The following is a 21,988-nucleotide window of genomic DNA, read 5'->3' as shown; positions in this document are numbered from 1 at the left end:
CGGCGACGAACAGGATAAGATTATGCGGCGACGCCTCGGCGGCGTAGGTCGCCCGCGGCGCGGCAAGGGCGGCGACGAGCGCGAGCAGGGAAACGGTGACCGGCCTCGACGCCATCGGCGCACCCCTTTTGAACGGTGAAGGTGCTGTCTATCGAGGCGTCATGACGCTGTGCTGACGGCGCCCGCCCGATGAAACGAGAAAACCCGGCCGCGAGGCCGGGTTTTGTATTGGACGCCTAAGACCGGAAGGTCTCAGTAGCGAGCGACGACCGGAGCGAGCGGCGCGAAGGTGTCGAACTTGTAGCTGAAGCCACCCTGGACGCGGTTGTCGATCTCGTGATGACGGACAGCGACGCCACCGGCAGTCGCGCCACCGAGGACATCGGTGTAGTGACCGAAATCGGTGTAGCGGTATTCAGCGCGAAGCGACCAGTTGTTGGTGATGGCGTATTCCACGCCGCCGCCGACCGTGTAGCCGACCCGGGTGTGGTCGAGCGTGTCGCTGCCGCCGGTGATGGTGTTGACGTAGGTGTTGCGGAGACCGCCGAAGGCCACACCGCCCGTTGCGTAGAACAGGGTGCGATCAACCGCGATGCCGAGACGGCCGCGGACCGAACCCTGGATCTGGTCGCGGGTCGTGACAGCGATACCGCCGAGGCCGTAGTTTGCCTTGGCGCTGGTGCCGTCGACGTCGCCTTCGATACCGAACACGCCGCCGGTGCCGAGCAGACCGCCGAACGCGCTACCGAAGACCGGCAGGGACTGCGTCGAGAAGTTGTAACCGATGTGCGCGCCACCGATGAAACCGTTCTCCTTGGCGCTGCGCGAAGCAAGGCCAGCGCCGTTCGCGGTAGCAGCCGCGAACGAAGCGTCGTGACCGAACTCGTAACCAGCCTGCGCACCGATGTAGACGCCGGTCCAGGTGAAGACGGGGATCGGAGGAGCGGGAGCGTAAACCGGAGGAGCGCGACGCGACGGAAGATCGGCTGCGAAAGCGGTGGTCGAAAGCAGAGCAATGGCGAGAGCCGCTCCGACTGATTTGATGTTCATGGTGATCCCCTAGGACTGAAATGGCGTTGACAGTTGGATACCCCATGAAGCGTGAGAAAGAACCTACTTCTGGGGCTCCAGACCGCGTTAACGACCCGGCGTTGCACAAAGGTCACGGGTATTTCGACGGCCGATCCTTGGGCTTCACTGGAAAAGCCTGTGAAATCCGAACGTTGCTTACCTTTCGGTATATGCCTGCAAAATCGCTGGTCTTATCGGGGCGCGGCGACCCATCCCGCAAGGGCATTTGCTGCGCACACAATCCGTTCGCGAGCCCGTGATCATGGCAACGGACCGTCGTCCCAACGGTTAGCAAGTCGCTGCCCCCATAGGCGCGATTCGGAATAGGAATGTCATGACGAAGACAATGCAACGGTTCACCGGCCTTTCGACAGGCCTTCTTATGGCGGCGACAGCTGTGTCGACGACCTACGCCGCGGACATGGCATCGCCAGCGGACAAGGCGTTCGTCGCCAAGGTTTCGCAGGGCGGGATGTTCGAGGTCGCCCTCGGCAAACTCGCGGCCGACAAGGGCGCGACTCAGGAAATCAGGGACAACGGCGTCACCGAAGCCCACGATCACGAGCTGGTCGGCGCCAAACTGAAATCGGTCGCCAACGACGCAGGCGTGCAATTCGATTCGAAACTGAACCCCGAATTCCAGGGCAAGCTCGACAAGATCGCGGCTTTGTCAGGCAAGGACTTCGACGTGGCTTATGTCACCGCGATGGAAGAGGTGCACAAGATCGACGGCGGCCTGTTCGCCAAAGAGGCCAAGGAAGGCGGGACCGCCGGGTTCAAGGCTTTCGCCGCCGAGACGCACAGCATCGTCGAGATGCACATCGGCGCCCTGCACGGCACCGACGTCAAGAAATAGGACGGTCTGCGGTCGCCGGCGTATCTTCGGCGACCGCAAAGCGCGCCTTCAGGCCCTGGCGCGGCGTCGCGGCGCCAAGATGGCGCCACCCAGCAGGCGGTTCGCACCCACGACCAGCGCGACCGCCGTCGCATGCACCGCCAGGTCGGTTATGGCGGCATCGAACGGGTGGAAGAAGTTGAGCAGCGTCGCGGCGGCGGCCGCGACCGCCAGGCCGCCGACGGCACCGGCCAACGACGGATACAGCGAATAGCCCCGGCGCAGCATCGCGAACATCACGACGGTCAACGGCACGGACAGGCCGATGATGAACATCATACAATCCTTGCCGTCGGCCGGGCCGTGCGTCTCCGGGAGGAACCAGGTGCGGGCGCAACCAAGACCGCTGGCACCGAGCCACAGGGCGAGGCCGGGCAACGGCAGCAGCGCCCAGGCGCGACCGCGATCGGGCAGACCAAGCTGAAACGCCGCGATCGCGGCAAGCCCGGCCGTCGCCGTCGAGCCGAGGACGGCGAGCCACATATCCGGCGCTCCCATCAGCCGATGCCGAAGCGCCGAGAGATCCGCGACCGTGGCAAGGGCACAGGCAAGAACGACGACGATGCCGAGCCAAAGCGCCGCGCGCAGCCAGGGCGACGGCAGACGCTTCACCGGCTGCAGATCGGCGACGAGGTCGGCGATGAGACCGTTCGTTCCAGGGTTGAGAGAGGTGACATCAGACATGTTCGCTCTCCCCGCCCAGGCGCAACCGCAGGGCTTTGAGCGCGCGATGCAAGTTTACTTTCAGGGCGCCCGTGGTCTTGCCGGTTTCCGCCGCCGCCTCGGTCAGCGACTGTTCGCGCAGCGCGAGTCGCTCGACAGCCTCGCGCTGACCGTCCGGCAGACTGGCGATCGCCGCGCCGAGGATTTTCACCCGCCCGCTCTGCTCCCAGCCGCGGTCGCTGTTCGATCCGGCATCGGCATGGCTCTCGTAGGCAAGCGGTGCATGCACTTCGCGTCGATCGTTGCGCCCATGCCGGCGCATGACGTCGATCGCGCGCCGCTGGGCGATGACGCTTATCCAGGCGAGGAAGGAGCGCGACGGATCGAAGGTCTGCCGGGCATGATGCAGGGTCAGAAGCGTCTCCTGCACGACGTCATTCAGGCGATCGTCGGTGACGCCGGCGCGGCGCCCGGCGCGGCGGATGACCGGCTCGCAGGCGCGCAAAACCTCGGCGTAGGCGTGGCGGTCGCCGCCCTGGACGTCAATCATCAGGACGCAGAGCCGCCGATCCAGATCCTCGGTCGCTCTCTCGGATGTCGCCATTCTACGCTCGCCGGTCGACGGAAGGTGCATCATCCCGACGCAGAGCGAATTGGCAAGGGCCGCGGTCATCACGCATCTCGTTCGAGGGTCACCTTGTGGCGGCTGCCAGCAGGCTCTCCCCTCCCTTCGACGCGCAGCCCCCCGCGGTTACACGCGACGTTGGCCGGACAGAGTCGCTACACCGGAATGCGCACCGAGGCGCGCAGACCACCCATCATACTATCGCTCAGAGAGATCTCGCCGCCATGCGAACGGGCGATGTCGCGGGCGATCGACAGGCCGAGGCCGGTCCCGCCGGCATCCTGGTTGCGCGCCTGGTCGAGACGCACGAAGGGACGGAACACGTCGTCCCGGCTCGCCTGCGGGATGCCGGGGCCATCGTCGTCGACATGGATCGTCAGGAACCGCCCCTCGCGTAGGCCTTCGATCGCCACGGTTTTGGCGTGGCGCTGGGCATTCCCGACGAGGTTGGCGATGCAGCGCTTGAACGCGTCCGGCCGCACCCGGACCACGGAGTCGCCGGAAAATTCCACGCGCGCCGCCGCGCCGCTGCGTTCGCTGTCGGCGCGGATGTCGTCGAGGAAATCGCGCATGTCGATGGCGATGGCGGGCTCGCCGGCGTCGCCGCGCGCGAAGGCGAGGTAGCCCTCCAGCATGCGCTGCATTTCCTCGACATCTTTCTTCATCTCGTCGGAATCCTCGCTGCCCTCCATGAGCGCCAGCGAAAGCTTGAAGCGCGTCAGGACGGTGCGCAGATCGTGGCTGACGCCGTTGAGCATCGCGGTGCGCTGCTCGATCGCGCGCTCGATGCGCCGCTTCATCGCGATGAAGGCGTAGCCGGCCTCGCGCACCTCTCTGGCGCCGCGCGGCCTGAAATCGATCTCGCGGCCCTTGCCGAAGGATTCCGCGGCGCGCGACAGCCGCAGGATCGGCCGGATCTGGGTGCGCAGGAAGGCGACGGCGATGACGATCAGGACGAAGGACGTGCCGATCATCCAGAGGATGAAGATGTAGGAATTCGAGGCGTAGGCGGCGCTGCGGTAGGCAACGACCCGCAGAATGGTCTTGTCGAGCTGGATGCGGATCTCGATGAGGTTCGAGCGGCCCACCGTGTCGAGCCAGAACGGGCGGCCGATCTGGCGGCGGATCTCGTTCGACAGGGCGACGTCGACGATCGAGAAGAACGGCTTGGGCAACACCGCCGGCAAAGGGCCCTTGGGCAGGAACTCGATGTCCATCTTCATCCGGTCCTGGGCGATCCGGGTCAGCGTTTCGAGGTCCTTATCCTGCGGATAGGACTGATAGATATCGATGACGGCCGCGATGTCCTGCGTCAGCATCAGCGACAGCTGCTTCGTCACCAGCGCCCAATGACGCTCCATGAAGACGAAGGTGAGCACGCTCTGCAGGATGACCATCGGCAGAATGACGATGAGGATCGAGCGGGCATAGAGACCCTTCGGCATCAACCCGAGGAGGGGACGCACGAAGCCTTTCCAGACGACGTCCCAGAAGGCGCCGGGCGCGTCGCGCAAACGGGGGAGCGTCAGCAGAGTCATGGCGTCGCCCGGGCGGACATCAGCGGTCCACCAACAGGCGATAGCCCGCGCCGCGCGCCGTCTGCAGGTAGAGCGGGTTGGCGGGGTCGGGCTCGATCTTGCGGCGCAGGCGGTTGACCTGGACGTCGATGGTGCGCTCGTTGCCCGCGCCGCCGGTGCCCGACAGCGCTTCGCGCGACACCGTCGTCCCGGCATTGGCGGCAAGCAGCCGCAGCATTTCCCGTTCGCGCTCGGTGATCCGCACGATCTCGCCGTTCTCGCGCAGCTCGCCGCGCTCGAGATCGAAGGCGAAGGCGCCGAACTGCACCTGGGCCGGAATGCCGGATTCCTCCGGCGGCTTGGCGCGGCGGAGGATCGAGGCGATGCGCAGCGACAGCTCGCGCGGCTCGAACGGCTTGCCGAGATAATCGTCGACGCCGATCTCGAAGCCGAGGACGCGTTCCTCGAACTCGGTCTTCGCGGTCAGCATCAGGATCGGCACCTGGGCGATGGCGCCGGCATCGCCGCGCACCCGGGTGGCGAAGGAAAAGCCGTCCTCGCCCGGCATCATCACGTCGAGGACGATAAGATCGAAAGAAATGTTGCGCATCGCCGTCGTCGCCTCGGCGGCGCTGCCGGCCGTGGTCACACGATAGCCTTCGGCGAGGAGGTAGCGGCGCAAAAGCTCGCGGATGCGCCGATCGTCGTCGACGATGAGGAGATGCGCGGCATTGTCGGCGGGCGCCGGATCCGCACCGGGCGACTGCAGCACGTCTGTCATGGCTTAGCCTCCCTGGTTGGACCGTTTCGGCGCTTCATATCATGAATTCTGCTGACATCGGCCTGTCGGTTCTCGGATCATTCTTCGGCGCCAAAAAGGCGGGCGATCTCCGCCCCTCCCATCCGATCGAAATCGTCGGGCACCGCAAAGGCGCCGGTGGCGAAGCCGAGGCGCTGTCGGGCCTTCGGCACCGCCTCGTCCGCCCGGTCCAGCATCGCCGTCAAAAATGCGATCGCGCCCGCCTTGGCGTCTTCACCCAAAACGCCGAACGCCCGCTCGAACCGCGCCGACTGGACCTCCGCGATCTCCTGGATGAGCGCGTCGCCGCGAGCGGTCGCATACAGCAGCCGGCAACGCCGATCGGCCTCGCGGGAGCGGGTCGTCACGTAGCCCCGATCGAGCAGATCGTTCAGCACCCGGTTCAGGCTCTGCTTGGTGATCTCCAATATCTCCAGGAGTTCGGCGATCGTCAGACCGGGCCGGCGCGCGACGAAATACAGGACGCGGTGGTGCGCCCGGCCGAACCCGTCGCCGGCGAGAATACGGTCGGCGTCGCGGACGAAGTCGCGGTAGGCGAAAAACATCAACTCGATGAGATCGTACATCGGGGCGCCTCTCCGCTGCACCGCGGGGCTCGCTGCGACACTAGGAATGGCGATGTCGGACCGCCGCGGCATGGCTCTCCCTTTACGTCAGCAATGTTGACTAATTTAGGCGGGGACGCTACCGCTCAACGCTTCAACGGACAAGCAAAAGGCTACGCGTCAGCGGCTGCACCAGCTTGTCCCACGCCGGACATCCGGCATTCCGATGCGATGATTTTGAGGGAGCGAGCCATGTCCGTCCTGCCTTTCGATAAGCGAGACGGCTTCATTTGGATGAACGGCGTCATGCTCCCCTGGGCTGATGCCAAGCTCCACGTGCTCTCCCACGGCCTGCACTATGCCTCGAGCGTCTTCGAGGGCGAGCGCGCCTATGGCGGCCAGATCTTCAAGTCACGCGAGCATTCCGAGCGCTTCAAGAATTCCGCCCGCCTGCTCGATTTTGAAATCCCCTATTCGGTCGAGGAGCTCGATCGGGTCAAGCAGCAGGTCATCGACGCCAACAAGCTCAGCGAGTGCTACGTGCGCCCGATCGCCTGGCGCGGCAGCGAGATGATGGCCGTCGCAGCACAGAACGCGACGATCAACGTCGCGATCGCGACCTGGGACTGGCCGAGCATGTTCGACATGGCGACCAAGATGAACGGCATCCGCCTCGACATCGCCGACTACCGCCGCCCCGACCCGCTCACCGCGCCCTGCAACTCCAAGGCGGCGGGTCTCTACATGATCTGCACCATCTCCAAGCATGCCGCCGAGCGCAAAGGCTATGCGGATGCGATGATGCTGGACTGGCTGGGCCGCGTCGCCGAATGCACCGGCGCCAACATCTTCTTCACGCTCAACGGCGTGATCCACACGCCGATCGCGGATTGCTTCCTCAACGGCATCACCCGTCAGACGGTGATCGAGCTCGCCAAGCGGCGCGGCATCGAAGTCGTCGAGCGGCGCATCATGCCGGACGAGCTCGATGGGTTCGAAGAGTGCTTCATCTGCGGCACCGGCGCGGAGGTCACGCCGGTCTCCGAGATCGGCCCCTACCGTTTTACGCCAAGTGCGGTTTCGCGGGCGCTGATCGAGGATTATGCCGCCGAGGTCCAGCCGAAGCAGAAGGCGGCTTAGGGGCTCTGAGGCTCGGGCGATGCCGCTGACGGTAGCTTTTTGATCTTCGCGACGCTTCGCAGATGATCGATTTCGGATTATGATCGACGTCGCATGGAAACGACCCGCGTCAGCGCAAGCGAATTTCAGCAGGCTTTCGACGCGCTGAGCGACAAAGCGCGCCACGAACCCGTCGTGATCACCGAGCATGGTCGCGATTCCCTTGTCGTAATGTCGGCAGACGAATGGGAGCGCCTGCGCCGCGGAGATCGGCGTGCCGGCCTGACCGCCAAGCTCGATCCCCGATGGGTCGACGCGGTTAGCGCTGCCGCGGTGCCGGACGCGCACCTCGACGCCGAATCGCCGTAGCCCGTGGCGCTGCCGAAACCGGCTCCCGGCCTCGTCATCCGCTATAGCTATCTCTGGTATCATGAACATCGCGACGGCCGCGAGGACGGGCGCAAGGACCGCCCCTGTGCAATCGTCGCCGCGATACATAAGGATGCTTTTGGTGACACTCGCGTCCTGGTTCTGCCGGTGACCCATGCGCCGCCTGGCGACGACAGTGCCGCGATCGAGATCCCAGCAATAATCAAAGAGCGGCTCCGGCTCGACGACGCGCGATCCTGGATCGTGCTTTCCGAATGGAATGATTTCGTTTGGCCTGGACCCGACCTCAGGCGGATCCCCAATATGGACGACGGCAGCGTCGCCTATGGCTTCCTGCCCCCCGCGTTCTTTGCGACGATCCGCGACCGCTTCTTGGCGCTCGCCAAACAGGGCGGAAGCAAGCCCATCAGCCGGACCTAGCCACGGCGATTATAGGACCGAATTTGGATTGACCGGCTCGAACGAGGCGCTTGCCACCAGCTCGCGCGTGTAGGCTTCGCGCGGCGCGTCGAGCACCTGCGCGGCCAGTCCTTCCTCCACGATCCGCCCGTCCTGCATCACGGCGATGCGGTCGGCAACGGCGCGGACCACGGCGAGATCGTGGGTGATGAAGAGATAGCTCAGGCCGTGGGCGTCCTGGAGTTTTTGCAGCAGCGCCAGCACCTCCGCCTGCACCGCGCGGTCGAGCGCGGAGGTCGGCTCGTCCAGCACGACGAGACGCGGCTGCAGGATGATCGCGCGGGCGATCGCCACGCGCTGGCGCTGGCCGCCGGAGAGTTCGTGCGGCAGGCGTCCGATAAACGCGCCGGGCAGCCCGACCTCGTCCAAGGTTTTCGCCGCACGGTCGCGGCGCGCCGTCGCGCTCAGGGCGGGCTCGTGGATCCGCAGGCCTTCGGCCACGATGGCGCCGACCGTCAGGCGCGGCGAGAGGGAGGAAAACGGATCCTGAAACACGATCTGCAGATCGCGGCGCAGCGGCCGCATCGCGTCCTGTGAGAGGGCGATGAGATTGCGGCCGTCGTAGAGGATCTGGCCGCGCGCCGGCTCCAGCTTCACCAGGGCGCGGCCGAGCGTCGATTTTCCCGAGCCGGATTCACCGATGAGTCCCAAAGTCTGCCCGGCCGGGATCGTCAAACAAACGCCGTCGACCGCCGCAAACCGGCGCGGCCGGAACCAAGCGCCGCGCAGCGTGTAAGAGACGCCGAGGTCTCTGGCCTCGAGCAATGGTGGCGCCGGTGCCGTGGCGGGGCGTGCGGCTCGATCGAGGCCCGCGGCAAGCAGCATCCGCGTATAGGGGTGTCGGGGCTGCTGCGTCACCTGCGCGACGGGGCCGCTTTCGACGAGCGCGCCTTTCTGCATGACATGGACGTGGTCGGCGATGCGGCCGACGAGCCCGAGGTCGTGGCTGATGAGGATCAGCGCCATGCCGAACCGCGACTTGAGATCGGCGAGCAGGACCAGAATTTTGGCGGCGACCGTGGCGTCGAGCGCCGTCGTCGGCTCGTCGGCGATCAGCACCTGGGGGTCGCAGGCGATCGCCATGGCGATGGCGACGCGCTGGCGCTGGCCGCCGGACAGTTCGTGCGGATAGTTTTGCGCCCGACGATGCGGCTCCAAAATGCCGACCTCGTGTAGCAGCTCGACCGCGCGCGCCGCGGCGGCCCGGCGGCCGAGTTTTAGGCCAAACCGCAGCACGGCCGCGATCTGCGACCCGACGGTGAACAGCGGATCGAGCGCGGATTGCGGCTCCTGGAAGACGATGGTTATGGCCTTGCCGCGGATGCGGTCGAGCTTTTCGCGCTCCAGCCCGATCAGGTTCTGGCCGTTGAAGAATACATGGCCGGCGACGGTCGCCGACGGTGGAAGCAGGCCGAGCGCGGCCAGCATGGCGACGCTTTTGCCGGAGCCGCTTTCACCGACCAGCGCCGCCGTCTCGCCGCGCCGCAGCGTGAAGCTGAGATCGTGGACGGCATCAACGGGGCCGAAACGCACCCCGAGGTTTTCGAAGCGGAGGATGGGATCTTCGGTCATAGCGCCTCGGACCATGAGACCGCGACGAGGCCGCCTGTCTCCCCTCCCCCTTGCGGGGAGGGGTAGGGGTGGGGGTCCCGGTGTTCTTCAGGTATTGCGCTCGGACCGCTGCGCTCGACGCCCGGCCGCAACGCAGATCGACGGACCCCCACCCCTAACCCCTCCCCGCAAGGGGGAGGGGGACCACCACGGCAAAGATTGCGGCCGTTCATGTGCGGCCCGCATCTGCGGCGCGGCGCAGCGCTTCGCCGAGCTGGGTCGCGGCGATCAGGGTTATCGCCAGCAGCAGCGCGGGAAAGACCAGCAGATGCAGCGCGCTTTGCACGTTGCGCGCGCCGTCAGCGATGAGGATGCCCCAGCTGGTCAGCGGCTCCTGGACGCCGAGGCCGAGGAAGGAGAGAAAACTTTCGGCAAGAATCACGCGGGGCACGAGAAGGCCGAGATAGGCGATGATCGGGCCGCTCATGTTGGGCACGATGTGGCGGGTGAGAATGGCGCGGTCGGAGGCGCCGAGCGCCTGGGCGGCAAGAACGTATTCGCGTCGCTTCAGCGACAAGGTTTGGCCGCGGACGATGCGCGCCATGTCGAGCCACTCCACCGCGCCGATCGCGACGAAGATCAGCACCAGCGTCCGCCCGAACAGCACCACCAGCACGATGACGAAGAAGATGAAGGGTAGGGCATAGATGATGTCGACGGCGCGCATCATCAGCGCATCCGTGCGGCCGCCGAGATAGCCGGCGATCGCGCCGTAGACCACGCCGATGCCGAGCGCGACGGCGGACGCCAGCACGCCCACTGCGAGCGACAGGCGGCCGGCGATCAGCACCCGCGTCAGCAGATCGCGCCCGTTGGCGTCGGTGCCGAAGAGAAAATGCTCGGACTTGAGGGTGACCGGCTGTTCGAGGCGCCGGCCGTCACCCGCCACGGCCGGCGCGTCGACAGGCTGGAGAACGCCGGATCGCCCGAGCGCGCGCAGCACGCGGATGTCGATCGGCTTGTCGTCTGTGACGACGGCCACCAAACCATCGGATCGCATGTCGAGATGGACGCTCGCGTGCATCCGCATCGCAAGCGTCACTACCGACTCGTCACGTTCACTTGGCGTCGGGTGCGCGGCAAGCGAGGCCGGCGTCAGCACATAGTCTGGGAAGACCCGATCGTACGGATGCGGCGACAGCATCGGGCCGAACAGGCAGGCCAGCGCGATCAGGGCGAGAACGGCGAGGCTCGCGATCCCGCCGCGGTCGCGGCGCAACGCGCCCCAAACGGTGTGACTCTCCGCGCTCATCGTTTGCAATCAATCATAGCGCACGCGCGGATCGACGAGGCCGTAGGCGATGTCGACGAGGAGATTGAACACCACCACCATCGCACCGACGATCACCACCGTCGCCATCACCAGGGTGTAATCGCGCGACAGGGCGCCGTCGACGAAGTAACGGCCGATGCCGGGAATGCCGAAGATCGTCTCGACGACGATCGAACCGGTGAGCAGCGCCGCAGCGGCCGGGCCGAGGTAGGACAGCACCGGCAAGAGCGCGCCGCGCAGCGCATGCGCGTTGATGTGCCAGGCGGGCAGGCCGAAAGCGCGCAGGGTGCGGATATGCGGCGCGGCCAAAGCGTCGCGCATCGCCGCCTGCGTCAGGCGCGCGACGATCGCGATCTGCGGCAAAGCAAGCGTCAGGACAGGCAGGATCTGGTGGGATGGCGCACCATCCGCCCAGCCGCCGACCGGCAGCCAGCGCAGCGTCAGGCCGAAGGCGACCTGCAGCAGCGGCGCGACGACGAAGATCGGCACCGCCAGCCCGAAGGTGGACAGCGCGGCGACCCCGAAGGCTGCAGGCCCGCGCCGCCACACGGCGCCCGTAATTCCCAGCGTGATGCCGACGACCAGCGCCAGCGCGATCGCCTCGACCCCGAGTTGCACCGAGATCGGCAGCGCCTTGGCGAACAGGTCGTTGACGGAAAAATCCCGCCAATGCGTGCTCGGCCCGAGGTCGCCGTGCAGCAGGCTCCAGAGGTAGTAGCCGAACTGCGCAGGCAGCGGCAGATCGAGATGGTAGATGCGGCGCAGGTTGGCGAGGATTTTGGGATCGAGCGCGCGCTCGGCATCGAACGGGCCACCCGGCGCCAGGCGCATCAGCAGGAACGACAGCGCCACCACGGCGAGGAGGGTGGGGATGGCCGAAGCGAGACGCGTCAGGATGAGCCGGAGCATGGGTCTCGCAGGGTTGTGGGTGTGAGCCGTTCCGAGAGTAGGTAGCCCGGAGCCGCCGTGTCGAGGCTGGCACAGCGGCATTTTGGATCGAGTGTCGCGGCAACATAATCCTCAACGAGGATTGGTAGGCGTTTGCTCCCACCTTCCTGTAAGCAGCCGATGCGAAATTTCTAGCCCGGCACAGCCGGACTGGCATTTGTCAGACCTCAACTTTATCTTCGTCTGCCTCGATTTTTGAAGCTTCGAGGGGAGCAACAGCATAGTTGGGAATGCGTGACACAAGTTCATCAATATGCCGGATCGCCCAGGTTTTTAGCTCTTCAACCCTAACATCAGGGTCGGCCGCGAATTGTGCGACTGGCCGGGCAACCGCGATCAAGCAGTCCTCATCCATCTCAATCCAGCCGTTAGGAATACCCGTCAAAAACCGCGCGGGCGTCTCTACAGCCCAATCGTCGGCACACGCTACGAAAAAAAAAGGCTCATCGCGAGGCAGCTTTGCGACGTCTGCGCTCCAAGGCTCGGCAACATCGAAGCAAATCCCTACTGCTACATAAGGTTTCGACGTAGGGCGTTTCACACTCTTTGCGAAATGGAACCAGCTCCAGAAAATATTTCCATCGCTCCAGAATTCCGTTTTGATTTGCCGAGCCCCTTTGAGCTTTTCCGCGTGCCTGCCCACGGCCTTCATCACTTCAGCAAAAGTAACTTCCAGATTAGATGCTGCTGGCGCAAAAAGAGCCGCGGCAGCAAGATCGCGCGAAGACATGTATTTGGTCATGAGATTTCGTTCCTTCAAGAATTGGCGAAGCTCGGCCGCAAACGCACAATAAGTAGTGCTTTTGTTAGCGATAGGTACTTCACGAAAGATCCAGTCGCCAATGTGCCTCCAAGTTCGGACCGCGCTTATGGCACCCCGGTATAGCCCTTCAGCGAAGTCAGCCGGTGGCACCGTGTAAGCTGTCAAGAACGCAATGGCCCCAGGCCAATCACCCGCGTGGTCGTTCTCGCGCTTAATCCAATCAGCATAGGTTTTTAATTGATGCTGAGTGAGACGTACCGAGTCTGTAAAGTTTGGGTCCCCCGCAATCTCATGCTCCTGTAGGCCGGCGCCAACTTTTGCTTCGATAATAAGGAGTGGTCGTCCATTGCCGTAAAGTACCAAGTCAGGCCTCTTGGAAGCATTTGAGACCGGAATGGAAACCTGCGTTTCAAGAGTGATCGCAACTTCCCTATTGAAAACTTGCGAAAAGCTCCTTCTATCCGCGGGCGGCACGAGCGCTAAAGCGAACGACACTTGAAGGTTGGCTGGCAAGCGTCTGAATAGTTCGGCAAGAGCTTCCGTGAGAAAGTTTTCAAGAGGTGAAATGCTATCCCTTTCTCTATAAGAGTAGAGTCGAGAAAACATGCTAGCCATCGCAATAAACATCCTATTTTTATATGTCAGATCAACAATATTTTATTACGCTGTATTATAAAGACGTAGTGTACGGCCTATATGCTGGCGTTCGTGATTTGGCCGAACCGGCGTTCATCGCGACTGTTTAGCAGCAACTTAGGTGATGGCGCAACAATAACCGTAACATCGCACCGAGTCTAACGTGGGGAAGTGTTAGCAACCTCGTGCATGCGCGAACAACGTGCGTCTGCACGCTCTACGATCACTCCACCTTCGACACATACCGCCCGGGATGGTGGTCGATGACGTTGGTCTCCCAGCCCCGTAGCTTGGGCGAGACGAGGTTCGCAGCTTGATAGGTCATCAGCGGCAGGTACGGCAGCTGCGCCAGCAGCACGGCCTCGGCCTTGTGCAGGATCTTTTGCCGTTCTCCCGCATCCGGCTGCACCGCGGCGTCGTGCATCAGGGCGTCGTAGGTGGGGTCGGAAAACTGCGCGTAATTCAGGCCCGGATTGTCGCTCTCGGCGAGAAACAAATAGTTCTGCGCGTCGGGATAGTCGGCGAACCAACCGCTGCGGACGACGTCGAAGGGCTGCTTGGAGGCGAGAAACGCGTAATGCGTGGTGGCGTCGGTGACGATGAAGGTTGTTCGCACGCCAAGCACCGCCCACATGTCGGCAACTGCGACCGCCGTCGCCTTGTGGTTCTCGGACTGGTTCATGCGGAAGGTGAGCTGCAGCGGATGCTCCGGCCCATAGCCTGCCGCGGCCATGAGACGCTTGGCCTCGTCCTCGCGGTCGAACGGGCTTTCGTCCTTCCAGCCGGTCGTCGACGGTGCGCCATAGCCGGCCATGCCCGGCGGCACGAAACTGTAGCCCGGCAGCATCGTGCCGCCCCAGATGCTGTTGGCGAGAAACTCGCGGTCGATCACCAGGGACAGCGCCTTGCGGACGCGGATATCGTCGAATGGCTTCTGCTTGGTGTCGAAGGCGTAAAAGTAGCTGCCGAGGCTCGGCGCGACCTTAAAGGCGTCGGGCAGGTGCGCGCGAACAAAGGCGATCTGGTCGACGGGCACGCCGTCGTAGCTGTCGATCTCGCCGGCGAGAAAGCGCCGCAGCGCCGCGGACTGATCTTCCAGCGGCAGGATGATCTCGCCGTCGAGCGCCACCTCGGCAGCGTCGTGGAAGTAAGGATTTTTCTCCAGCACGAGCGCGTCGTTGGGCAGATAACTCTTCAGCCGGAATGCGCCGTTGGACACGAGCCGGCCGGCCCGCGCAAAAGCGTCGCCGTATTGCGCGACGCTGGGCGGATACACCGGCTGCGCCGTGAAATGGGTGAGCTGGGCGAGGAAATACGCCGTCGGCCGTTCGAGGGTGATCTCGCAGGTGGCAGGATCGAGGGCGCGGATGCCGAGTGTTTCCACCGGCAGCTTGCCGGTGTTGACGGCCTCGGCATTCTTCACGGTGTAGAGAATGTTGGCGTAGCCGGCGCCGGTCTTGGGGTCCATCAGCCGGCGGAACGAGAAGACGAAATCGTCGGCGGTCACCGGCGCGCCGTTCGACCAGCGCGCGTCGGGTCGGAGGTGGAAGGTGTAGATCAAACCATCGGCGCTGACGTCCCACCGCGCGGCGACGCCGGGCTTGAGGACGCCCTTGTTGTCGTAGGTCACGAGCCCTTCCAGCAGTTCGTCGAGGATGTGGGCTTCGACGACGGTGGAGGTTTTGGCCGGATCGAGCGAGCCCGGATCCGCCGTCTCGCCACGCCGCCAGATCGTGTCGGCGCGGGCGGGCGCGGCGAGAAGGAAGAGAGCGGGAAGCAGGCACAAGAGCGTCGCGGCGATCCCCTTCCCCTTGCGGGGAGGGGGAGGGGCAGGGGTGGGGGTCGTCGTGATCTTCAATCCGTGAGGCAAGCGGATGGACCCCCACCCCCGTCCCCTCCCCGCAAGGGGGAGGGGGACGCTCAGCGGAGAGGCACCGGCCACCGCGCTCACGTCGGAAGCAAAACTTTGTGGCTGGCGACGGGCATTTGCGCACGCACCTTCGCGACGCGGGCCGGATCGATGCGGGCCGAGGCGAGGCCCGGGCCGTCGGAGGCGCGGGCTATCACGTGGCCCCAGGGGTCGATGACCATGGAATGGCCGTAGGTCTGGCGTGTTTCATTGCCGATCGTATGTGCGCCGGTCTGGCCGGGCGCGCAAAAATAGGTCTGCGTCTCGATCGCGCGCGCCCGGCACAGCACCTCCCAATGGTCCTTGCCGGTCTGCAGCGTGAAGGCGGAAGGCAGCGCGATGACGCTTGCCCCCTTGGCGGCGAGCGCCTGGAACAGCGCGGGAAAGCGCAGGTCGTAGCAGATGGAGCAGCCGACGGTGATGCCCTCGCAGTCATAGGTCACCACCGCGTCGCCCGGCTTGAAACTGGCGCTCTCCTTGTAGGACACGCCGTCCGGCGTGGTGATGTCGAACATGTGGATCTTTCGATACCGCGCGATCTCGGTCCCGCTGCGGTCGAACACGACCGTCGTGTTGTGGATGCGGTCTTCGCCTTCGGCCTTTTCCAGCATCGAGCCGGCATGGACGAAGATCTTGTGCCTGGCGGCGAGCGCCTGCATCGCGCCATAGGCCGGGCCCTCGCCCAGCACCTCGGCCGCGGCCATCTTATCGGCGCGGACGCCGCCGAGAAAATCGAAACACTCCGGCAGCGCCACCCAGTCCGGCCGCTCCTCCGCCACCGCCCGCTCGATCAGCGCGGTGGCGGCCGCGATGTTGGCCGGCTTGTCGCTGACGGAATTCATCTGGATCAGGGAGACTTTCACGCGTCGCCTTTCGGTGTGGGTGTGGCGTGATGCATAGCGCCTCAGCGGGCGGCGGGCCAGATCTCGGCTACTTCAACAAATCCACCAGCGTCTGGGCCTGGCTGAGCAGCGGCTTGTAGCCCGCCTCGTCCTTGAGCTTCTCCGCGATGCACCGCCGATGCGCGACATCGCCGTCGTTCGATAGTTTTTGTGCCGCCGCGAAAATGGCGTCGTCGCCCACGTGATGCGCCTGATAGTCGGCCATCGCGGCATCGGCCTTGGTCTGCGCCGTGTCGAAGACCGCCTCGCAGGCCGCGATCGGCTTCAGCACCATCGCGACCGGCTGGCTGGCGATGAAGACATTGTCGCCGCGGATCACGGCGGCAAAGATCTCGTTCGGCATGTCGCGGGCGATGTCCTGGCGCCGCAGATCCAGCATGGCGGTGGCGAAGCCGGCTTCGGCAGGCCTGGCGACCGGAATGTCGGCGTATTTGTCGACCGCCGCGTCGGTGCTGATAGCCTGGGTGTAGAGCCCGTCGGCCTGGAGCGCGGCCTCGATCGTCTGCGGCAGTGCCCCGGCATCCGGTGCCGCGTGCACCTTCAGCCAGGCCGCAAACAGCGGTCTGGTGGTGACGAGCACGGACGTTTTGTCGTCTTTCGAGGTGTAGACGATGCCGTCGAGCTGGCCGAACCCTTGTTCGCGCGTCAGGGACGCGATGTTGCTCTTGGCCTCAGGCTTGAAGCCGGGCGCGGTGAAAGGCGGGACGACGCGCTTGAGCTCGCGCTCGAGGGTTTTGCGCGCGAGGGCTTCGGCTTTTTCGGACAGCGGCGCCTTCTCGCGGTTCGCCGCGGCGATGTCGCGGTCGCGGGCGGAGAGATAGGCGTCGAGCGGCGCCGCAGCGGCGGGGACGACGGTGACGAGGAGAAGGCCGGCGAGGAGCGTTTTCATCAAGGCCAAGCTAAGCAGGAAAGTGTGTTCGCAGGCAACGTCGCTGCTGCTTGTTTTGACGAAGTCACAGCACCCGGCTTTCCGGCGACAACCGCTTGTGAACCTCAAATCCAGGATCAGACGATGCCCGCGCCGGCTCGAGATAGAGAACTTCTCGCGTCAGATCTCGAAACCTGTCGCGAGAAGCTTTCAGTCGTGGCGGATAGTCGGCGCGACTTTTGTCTCGCCTGTCACATATCAGCTGGGCTTCGTGAGCTGGGGCGCCTTTCTATGCTTTGTCGCCTGCTCGTAAGCGTAAGCAAGACCAAGAATGTCTGCTTCGCTCCACTGCCTCGCGACAATCACGAGATTGAACGGGGCGCCGGAGGCGTAGAAGCCGGCGGGCACCGTGACGGCCGGCAGGCCGCCGATGTTGATCTCGCTTACAACCATCGCATCGATGACCTCTTCGCCGTGCAGGGGACCAAGCGGACCGCGCATCTGCGGGTAGATCAGCGCATCGAGGTTCTGCTTGTCGAACACCGCGTTGAAGATCTCGAGATAAGCTTCCCGCAGGGCGATGAAGGACGACATGTCCGGCGGCCGCGTCGGATCCTTCATGACCTCCATGAATTCCGGCGAATGCGGCATGTAGTTCAACACGCCTTTCGGCCCGAACGCGTTTTCTTTCTCCGTCGCCTTCGCGAAGTCGGCGAACGACTTCAAGGCAACGCTCGACCCCATGCGCTGCAGATATTTTTCGACGTCGTAGGGAATGGATTCCATACCGCGCGCATCGAACTCCGCGCCTGGCATGATCGGCTTCCGCAGTTCCCGGAAACCCGACCCGGCGAACGGGTCCTCGACGAGGTGGGCGCCCAGCGTCTTGAGTTCGTCCTGCGCGCGCCCGTAAAGGCTTACGGCTTCCTCGGCGAGCGTCGCAATACGCCAGCCCTGTCCGAAAAGACCGATGCGCTTCCCGTTCAACGCGTCCTTGTGCAATTTCGAAGCATAGCCACCGACCGGACGCTTGCCGACGCTGGCGTTCGTCTTAGGGTCCTCCATCGAGAAGCCGGCCAGTGCATCGAGGGTAAGCGCGGCATCGCGCACGCAGCGCGCGATGGGACCGACGACGTCGCGCAGGCTGGCGAGCGGCATGACGCCGGCGTTGGGAACCAGCCCGAACGTCGGCTTGATGCCGACCAGACCCTGGGCCGAAGCTGGATTCTGGATCGAACCCGCAGTCTCTTCCGCAAGTCCCAGCACACAGAAATTGGCGCCGACGGCCGTCGCGGTTCCAGCACTGCTGCCGCCCGGCAGGAATTCACGGCCAGCCGAATTGTAGGTGGAGCCAGCCCAGCTGCCGTTCGCATGCGCGCCGGTGTGGCTGAGAATCGGGATGTTGGTTTTTCCCAGGATGACGGTGTCGGCCGCGCGCATGCGGGCGACGACGGGCGAATCGGTCTCCGGCATGAGGTCGACGCCGCCGGTCTTGCTGTGCAGAAGCGACCAGCCTCCCGTCGTCGGAAAGCCTTTCATGTCCATCGCGTCCTTGACGACGACCGGGACACCGGCAAGCGGTCCGAGTTTCTCACCTGCGGCGCGTCGCTTGTCGACCGAACGCGCGTCATCGAGGGCCGCGTCGTTGAGGAAGACGATCGCGTTGTAGGCGGGATTGAATTCCGCGATGCGCGCGAGATACGCCTTCGTCAGGGTTTCTGACGTGAATGTGCCATGCGCGAAGCCATTCTGGACTTGCTCAACCGTCAGCTCGGTCAGGTCGATCACGTCCGAAGTGTCCTTGGTCATTCTGTTTCCTTCAAATTGATGATCGCTGGACGGGATAGCCGCCTCACGATCTTCGTACGCGGCTTTCGTGCCAGCCGTTATATCGGCGATCTTCATTGGGTTTGGCGATCCCCATCTCAACAAAATCGCAGCCGAGCAAGGGCGCATAACGCCTTCGTCATCGACACCTGGCGTAATGTTTGCTTCGTCGGTAGATTGAAGGTGATCGGCATAGACGAGCGACCGCTCACGAGAACCGTCCACTTGAGCCAGACCGTCTGAAACGCGCAAAGCGGAACGACCGCGTTGCAGCGTGTCGTTTCACGGGTTCAGTCGCTGCTGCCGCACATCGTCAACGCGCGCGAATCCGGGATTGCCGCATTCGCACAACTGCATCAGAGCGGCGGCGAGCTTCGATCCGTAGGCTGTCACCGCGTCGTCGACGCACGGCGACGGCCTCACAAGATCTTGTGTCAGCGGACCCTGACATGGGCCGCTCCGGTGTCCGCCTGAACCGCCTTCGTCCCGCCTCTGCGTCACCGCTCGGCAACAATGTCCCGCTTCTGTGTTAGCCGACGACGTCCCGGGTTTTTCGATTGTCGTCGCCCGGCAACAGGTGGGCCTGCCGTCCCTCCGGAAGACGCCGCGCTACAATCAAACGCGTGGGGCCGCCAGGGGATGCAGGGTCCGTCGGCCGCGATCACTGCAATCGGACATGGGCTACGCCGCCCGCAATCCCTGCGTAAACGCCAGCACCTTCTCCGTCATCGCGCTCGCGATCTCGTCCATCTCGTGGGCGAGGTCGGCGACCGAGCTGGCGCTGGCGCTGGTCTCGCCGACGGAGCGCACGACCTTTTCGACGTGGCCGGAAACGGTGGCGGTGCCGGACGCCGCGGAGCGGACGTTGCGGGCGATGGCCTGCGTCGCCGCGCCCTGCTCGTGGACCGCGGCGGCGATCAGCGTGGAAATATGTTCGACTTCGGAAATCTTGCCCTGGATCTTCTCGATGGCGCTGACGGAGGTGTCGGTGGCCTCCTGGATTTCGGCGATCTGGCCGGTGATGTCCTGGGTCGCCTTGGCGGTCTGGGTGGCGAGCGTCTTGACCTCCTGGGCGACGACGGCGAAGCCGCGGCCGGCCTCGCCGGCACGCGCCGCTTCGATGGTGGCGTTGAGCGCCAGCAGGTTGGTCTGCGCGGCGATGCGCGAGATCAGGCTGACCACGTCCCCGACCTTTTGCGCCGCGGTCGCTAGGCGGTTCATCCCGGCGTTGGTGGCCACGGTGCGCTCGACGGAATTCTTCACCGCCGTCGTCGACTGCACGACCTGGCGGCTGATCTCCTCGATCGAGACGAGGAGCTGCTCAGAAGCGGTGGCGACCGAAGAAACGTCGCCGGCGGCATTGGCCGAAGCGGTCTTGGCCTGATCCGACCCTTCGTTGGCGTTGTGGGCGGCGACGATCATCACTTTGGACGCTTCGGTCATGCGTTGAGTCATCGCCGCGAGACGGCGCACGCTGGCGCCGAGGTCTTCGGCGAAGGTCTCGACCTTGACGGCGAGTGCCCGGGTGTTGCCGTCCTGCACCCGCGAGGTTTCGCTGAGCGCTTTGGTCGGCGCGGACCGTGCGGCCTCGCGCAGCACGCTCAGGCCGCGGGCGATGGTGCCGATCTCGTCGTTGCGCGTCTCGCCGGCGATCTCGATGTCGAAGTCGCCCGCCGCCAGGCGTTCGACCGTATCGGCGATGGCGCGGATCGGCTTGCTGAGGGTGTAGTAGGTAACCGGCACCGTGACCGCGACCATGACCAGGCATCCGGCGGCGGTCGCCATCAGGAGCAGAGACTCGGCATGCTGCGTCTCGGCGAGGATCGTCAGGGATGCCGCGCCCGTCTCGGCCAACTGGCCGATCTGCCCGATCAGGCTATTGGCGAAAAAGCCCAGCGCCAGGAGGAGGGCAGCAAGCAGCAGTTGCCTGATGATGAGGCTTCGGCCAAGTGATACGATGCCCATGAAAAACAATCCCGGTCTTTGAAAAGAGCAGGTTAGCGCGATTGCCTTCATGCCCGGTTAATGCTTGGCCTGACTCAGCAGAGATATTGCGGGGCGCCCGAGTCAGGGATGCGCCCGGATCACCACCGAAGGGTAGAGAATGCCGCTGAGCGTTGCCGTGCAGATGGACCCGATCGAGCGTATCTCGATCGCCGGGGATACGACCTTCGCTCTCATGCTGGAGGCCGCCGCGCGCGGCCATGCGCTCCATTATTACCGGCCGGAGTCGCTGAGCCTCCGCGATGACGGAACCGTGGTGGCCCTTGCCGCGCCGGTGACCGTCCGCGACGAGGTCGGCAACCATGCGACGCTCGGCGCGGCCAAGCCGCTCGAGCTCGCCACGATGGACGTGATCCTCCTGCGCCAGGATCCGCCCTTCGATCTCGCCTACATCACCTCGACGCACCTGCTGGAGCGGCTGCCGCCCAGCGTGCTTGTGGTCAACGATCCGAAAAGCGTTCGCGACGCGCCGGAAAAGCTGTTCGTCCTGGACTACCCGCAGCTGATGCCGCCGACCCTGATCACCCGCGACAAGGCGGAGATCGAGGCCTTCCGGCAGAAGCACGGCGAGATCGTCATGAAGCCGCTCTACGGCCATGGCGGCGCGTCGGTGTTCAAGGTGGCGGAAAAGGATCCGAACTTCGGGTCGCTGTTCGATCTCTTCGCGACGCTGTTCCGCGAACCCTGGGTGGTTCAGGGCTTCCTTAAGAATGTCGTGCATGGTGACAAGCGGATCATTCTTGTCGACGGCGTCCCTCTGGGCGCGGTCAACCGGGTGCCGGCAGAAAACGACATCCGCTCCAACATGGTCCGCGGCGGCGCGGCGGCGGCGACCGAATTCACCGCGCGCGAGCGGGAAATTTGCGAAACCATCGGGCCGGAACTAAAACGCAGGGGTCTGCTGCTGGTGGGAATCGACGTCATCGACGGCTATCTGACCGAGATCAATGTGACGTCGCCGACGGGAATCCGCGCCATCAAGCGGATCGGTGGCCCCGACCTTGCGGTCCCCGTCTGGGACGCCATCGAAGCCAAGCACGCCTCGCGTTGATGGCCTCGATTTAACCGTGGAACGGAGAGCCGACGCGTGACCGCCATTCTCGAACGCGTTGCCTCGCAGCGGCGCCGCCGCGTCCCACGGCG

Annotated in this window: 20 protein-coding genes; 5 read left to right on the top strand and 15 right to left on the bottom strand. The window is 64.6% G+C overall.

Annotated elements, in window-relative coordinates; genetic code table 11:
• Positions 1-252: 252 nt before the first annotated feature.
• Positions 253-1,050, bottom strand: a complete 798-nt coding sequence (locus tag GSQ79_RS25845) for an outer membrane protein (RefSeq protein ID WP_158811616.1) — start codon at positions 1,048-1,050, stop codon at positions 253-255.
• A 355-nt stretch (positions 1,051-1,405) separates the two neighbouring features.
• Between GSQ79_RS25845 and GSQ79_RS25840 the strand changes: the two genes are divergently transcribed.
• Positions 1,406-1,927 carry a DUF4142 domain-containing protein gene (locus GSQ79_RS25840; protein ID WP_210253221.1) on the top strand — a complete coding sequence of 174 codons (522 nt, stop codon included), beginning with the start codon at positions 1,406-1,408 and terminating at the stop codon, positions 1,925-1,927.
• Positions 1,928-1,975: 48 nt separating this feature from the next.
• Here the strand turns inward: GSQ79_RS25840 and GSQ79_RS25835 are convergent, their stop codons facing one another.
• The 5 genes from GSQ79_RS25835 to GSQ79_RS25815 form a co-directional block, all read right to left on the bottom strand.
• On the bottom strand, positions 1,976-2,650 hold the full coding sequence (locus GSQ79_RS25835) for an NrsF family protein (RefSeq protein WP_158811615.1): 675 nt from the start codon (positions 2,648-2,650) through the stop codon (positions 1,976-1,978).
• Entirely contained in the window at positions 2,643-3,302 is a 660-nt protein-coding gene (locus GSQ79_RS25830; RefSeq protein ID WP_246725589.1) for a sigma-70 family RNA polymerase sigma factor, read from the bottom strand. The genes GSQ79_RS25835 and GSQ79_RS25830 overlap by 8 nt, the downstream gene beginning before the upstream one ends.
• Positions 3,303-3,409: 107 nt before the next feature.
• On the bottom strand, positions 3,410-4,792 hold the full coding sequence (locus tag GSQ79_RS25825) for an ATP-binding protein (RefSeq protein ID WP_158811614.1): 1,383 nt from the start codon (positions 4,790-4,792) through the stop codon (positions 3,410-3,412).
• Between the two features lie 19 nt (positions 4,793-4,811).
• Positions 4,812-5,552, bottom strand: a complete 741-nt coding sequence (locus GSQ79_RS25820; protein ID WP_158811613.1) for a response regulator — start codon at positions 5,550-5,552, stop codon at positions 4,812-4,814.
• A 77-nt stretch (positions 5,553-5,629) separates the two neighbouring features.
• Positions 5,630-6,229 carry a MarR family winged helix-turn-helix transcriptional regulator gene (locus GSQ79_RS25815; RefSeq protein WP_158811612.1) on the bottom strand — a complete coding sequence of 200 codons (600 nt, stop codon included), beginning with the start codon at positions 6,227-6,229 and terminating at the stop codon, positions 5,630-5,632.
• 159 nt (positions 6,230-6,388) lie between these two features.
• Here GSQ79_RS25815 and GSQ79_RS25810 point away from each other — a divergent pair, with 159 nt between their 5' ends.
• The 3 genes from GSQ79_RS25810 (at position 6,389) to GSQ79_RS25800 (ending at position 8,065) form a co-directional block, all read left to right on the top strand.
• Entirely contained in the window at positions 6,389-7,276 is an 888-nt protein-coding gene (locus GSQ79_RS25810; RefSeq protein WP_158811611.1) for a branched-chain amino acid aminotransferase, read from the top strand.
• A gap of 93 nt (positions 7,277-7,369) precedes the next feature.
• Positions 7,370-7,624: a type II toxin-antitoxin system Phd/YefM family antitoxin gene (locus GSQ79_RS25805; protein WP_158811610.1), complete on the top strand. Its 255-nt coding sequence runs from the start codon at positions 7,370-7,372 to the stop codon at positions 7,622-7,624.
• A 3-nt stretch (positions 7,625-7,627) separates the two neighbouring features.
• Entirely contained in the window at positions 7,628-8,065 is a 438-nt protein-coding gene (locus GSQ79_RS25800) for a hypothetical protein (protein WP_158811609.1), read from the top strand.
• A 9-nt stretch (positions 8,066-8,074) separates the two neighbouring features.
• Here GSQ79_RS25800 and GSQ79_RS25795 read toward each other — a convergent pair whose 3' ends face one another.
• The 9 genes from GSQ79_RS25795 to GSQ79_RS25755 all read right to left on the bottom strand — a co-directional run bounded on the left by GSQ79_RS25795 (position 8,075) and on the right by GSQ79_RS25755 (position 20,806).
• Positions 8,075-9,676 (bottom strand): ABC transporter ATP-binding protein, encoded by a 1,602-nt coding sequence (locus tag GSQ79_RS25795; RefSeq protein WP_158811608.1) that lies wholly within the window; start codon positions 9,674-9,676, stop codon positions 8,075-8,077.
• A 208-nt stretch (positions 9,677-9,884) separates the two neighbouring features.
• On the bottom strand, positions 9,885-10,967 hold the full coding sequence (locus tag GSQ79_RS25790) for an ABC transporter permease (RefSeq protein ID WP_158811607.1): 1,083 nt from the start codon (positions 10,965-10,967) through the stop codon (positions 9,885-9,887).
• A gap of 9 nt (positions 10,968-10,976) precedes the next feature.
• Positions 10,977-11,897 (bottom strand): ABC transporter permease, encoded by a 921-nt coding sequence (locus GSQ79_RS25785; protein ID WP_158811606.1) that lies wholly within the window; start codon positions 11,895-11,897, stop codon positions 10,977-10,979.
• Between the two features lie 199 nt (positions 11,898-12,096).
• Entirely contained in the window at positions 12,097-13,314 is a 1,218-nt protein-coding gene (locus GSQ79_RS25780) for a type I restriction enzyme HsdR N-terminal domain-containing protein (protein ID WP_158811605.1), read from the bottom strand.
• 244 nt (positions 13,315-13,558) lie between these two features.
• Entirely contained in the window at positions 13,559-15,205 is a 1,647-nt protein-coding gene (locus tag GSQ79_RS25775) for a peptide ABC transporter substrate-binding protein (protein WP_246725588.1), read from the bottom strand.
• Between the two features lie 77 nt (positions 15,206-15,282).
• Positions 15,283-16,107 carry a carbon-nitrogen hydrolase family protein gene (locus GSQ79_RS25770; RefSeq protein WP_158811604.1) on the bottom strand — a complete coding sequence of 275 codons (825 nt, stop codon included), beginning with the start codon at positions 16,105-16,107 and terminating at the stop codon, positions 15,283-15,285.
• Between the two features lie 67 nt (positions 16,108-16,174).
• Positions 16,175-17,035 (bottom strand): hypothetical protein, encoded by an 861-nt coding sequence (locus tag GSQ79_RS25765; protein WP_158811603.1) that lies wholly within the window; start codon positions 17,033-17,035, stop codon positions 16,175-16,177.
• 237 nt (positions 17,036-17,272) lie between these two features.
• Positions 17,273-18,823 carry an amidase gene (locus tag GSQ79_RS25760; protein WP_158811602.1) on the bottom strand — a complete coding sequence of 517 codons (1,551 nt, stop codon included), beginning with the start codon at positions 18,821-18,823 and terminating at the stop codon, positions 17,273-17,275.
• 699 nt (positions 18,824-19,522) lie between these two features.
• On the bottom strand, positions 19,523-20,806 hold the full coding sequence (locus tag GSQ79_RS25755) for a methyl-accepting chemotaxis protein (RefSeq protein ID WP_158811601.1): 1,284 nt from the start codon (positions 20,804-20,806) through the stop codon (positions 19,523-19,525).
• A gap of 139 nt (positions 20,807-20,945) precedes the next feature.
• On the opposite strand from GSQ79_RS25755, the gene gshB reads away from it, so the two are divergent.
• Positions 20,946-21,896, top strand: coding sequence for a glutathione synthase (gene gshB / locus GSQ79_RS25750; protein WP_158811600.1), 951 nt, complete (start codon positions 20,946-20,948; stop codon positions 21,894-21,896).
• Positions 21,897-21,988: the final 92 nt, after the last annotated feature.

Source organism: Beijerinckia sp. L45 (assembly GCF_009765775.1).
In the GTDB taxonomy this organism is placed as follows: domain Bacteria; phylum Pseudomonadota; class Alphaproteobacteria; order Rhizobiales; family Beijerinckiaceae; genus RH-AL1.
This window is presented reverse-complemented; position numbering and strand designations above follow the sequence as displayed.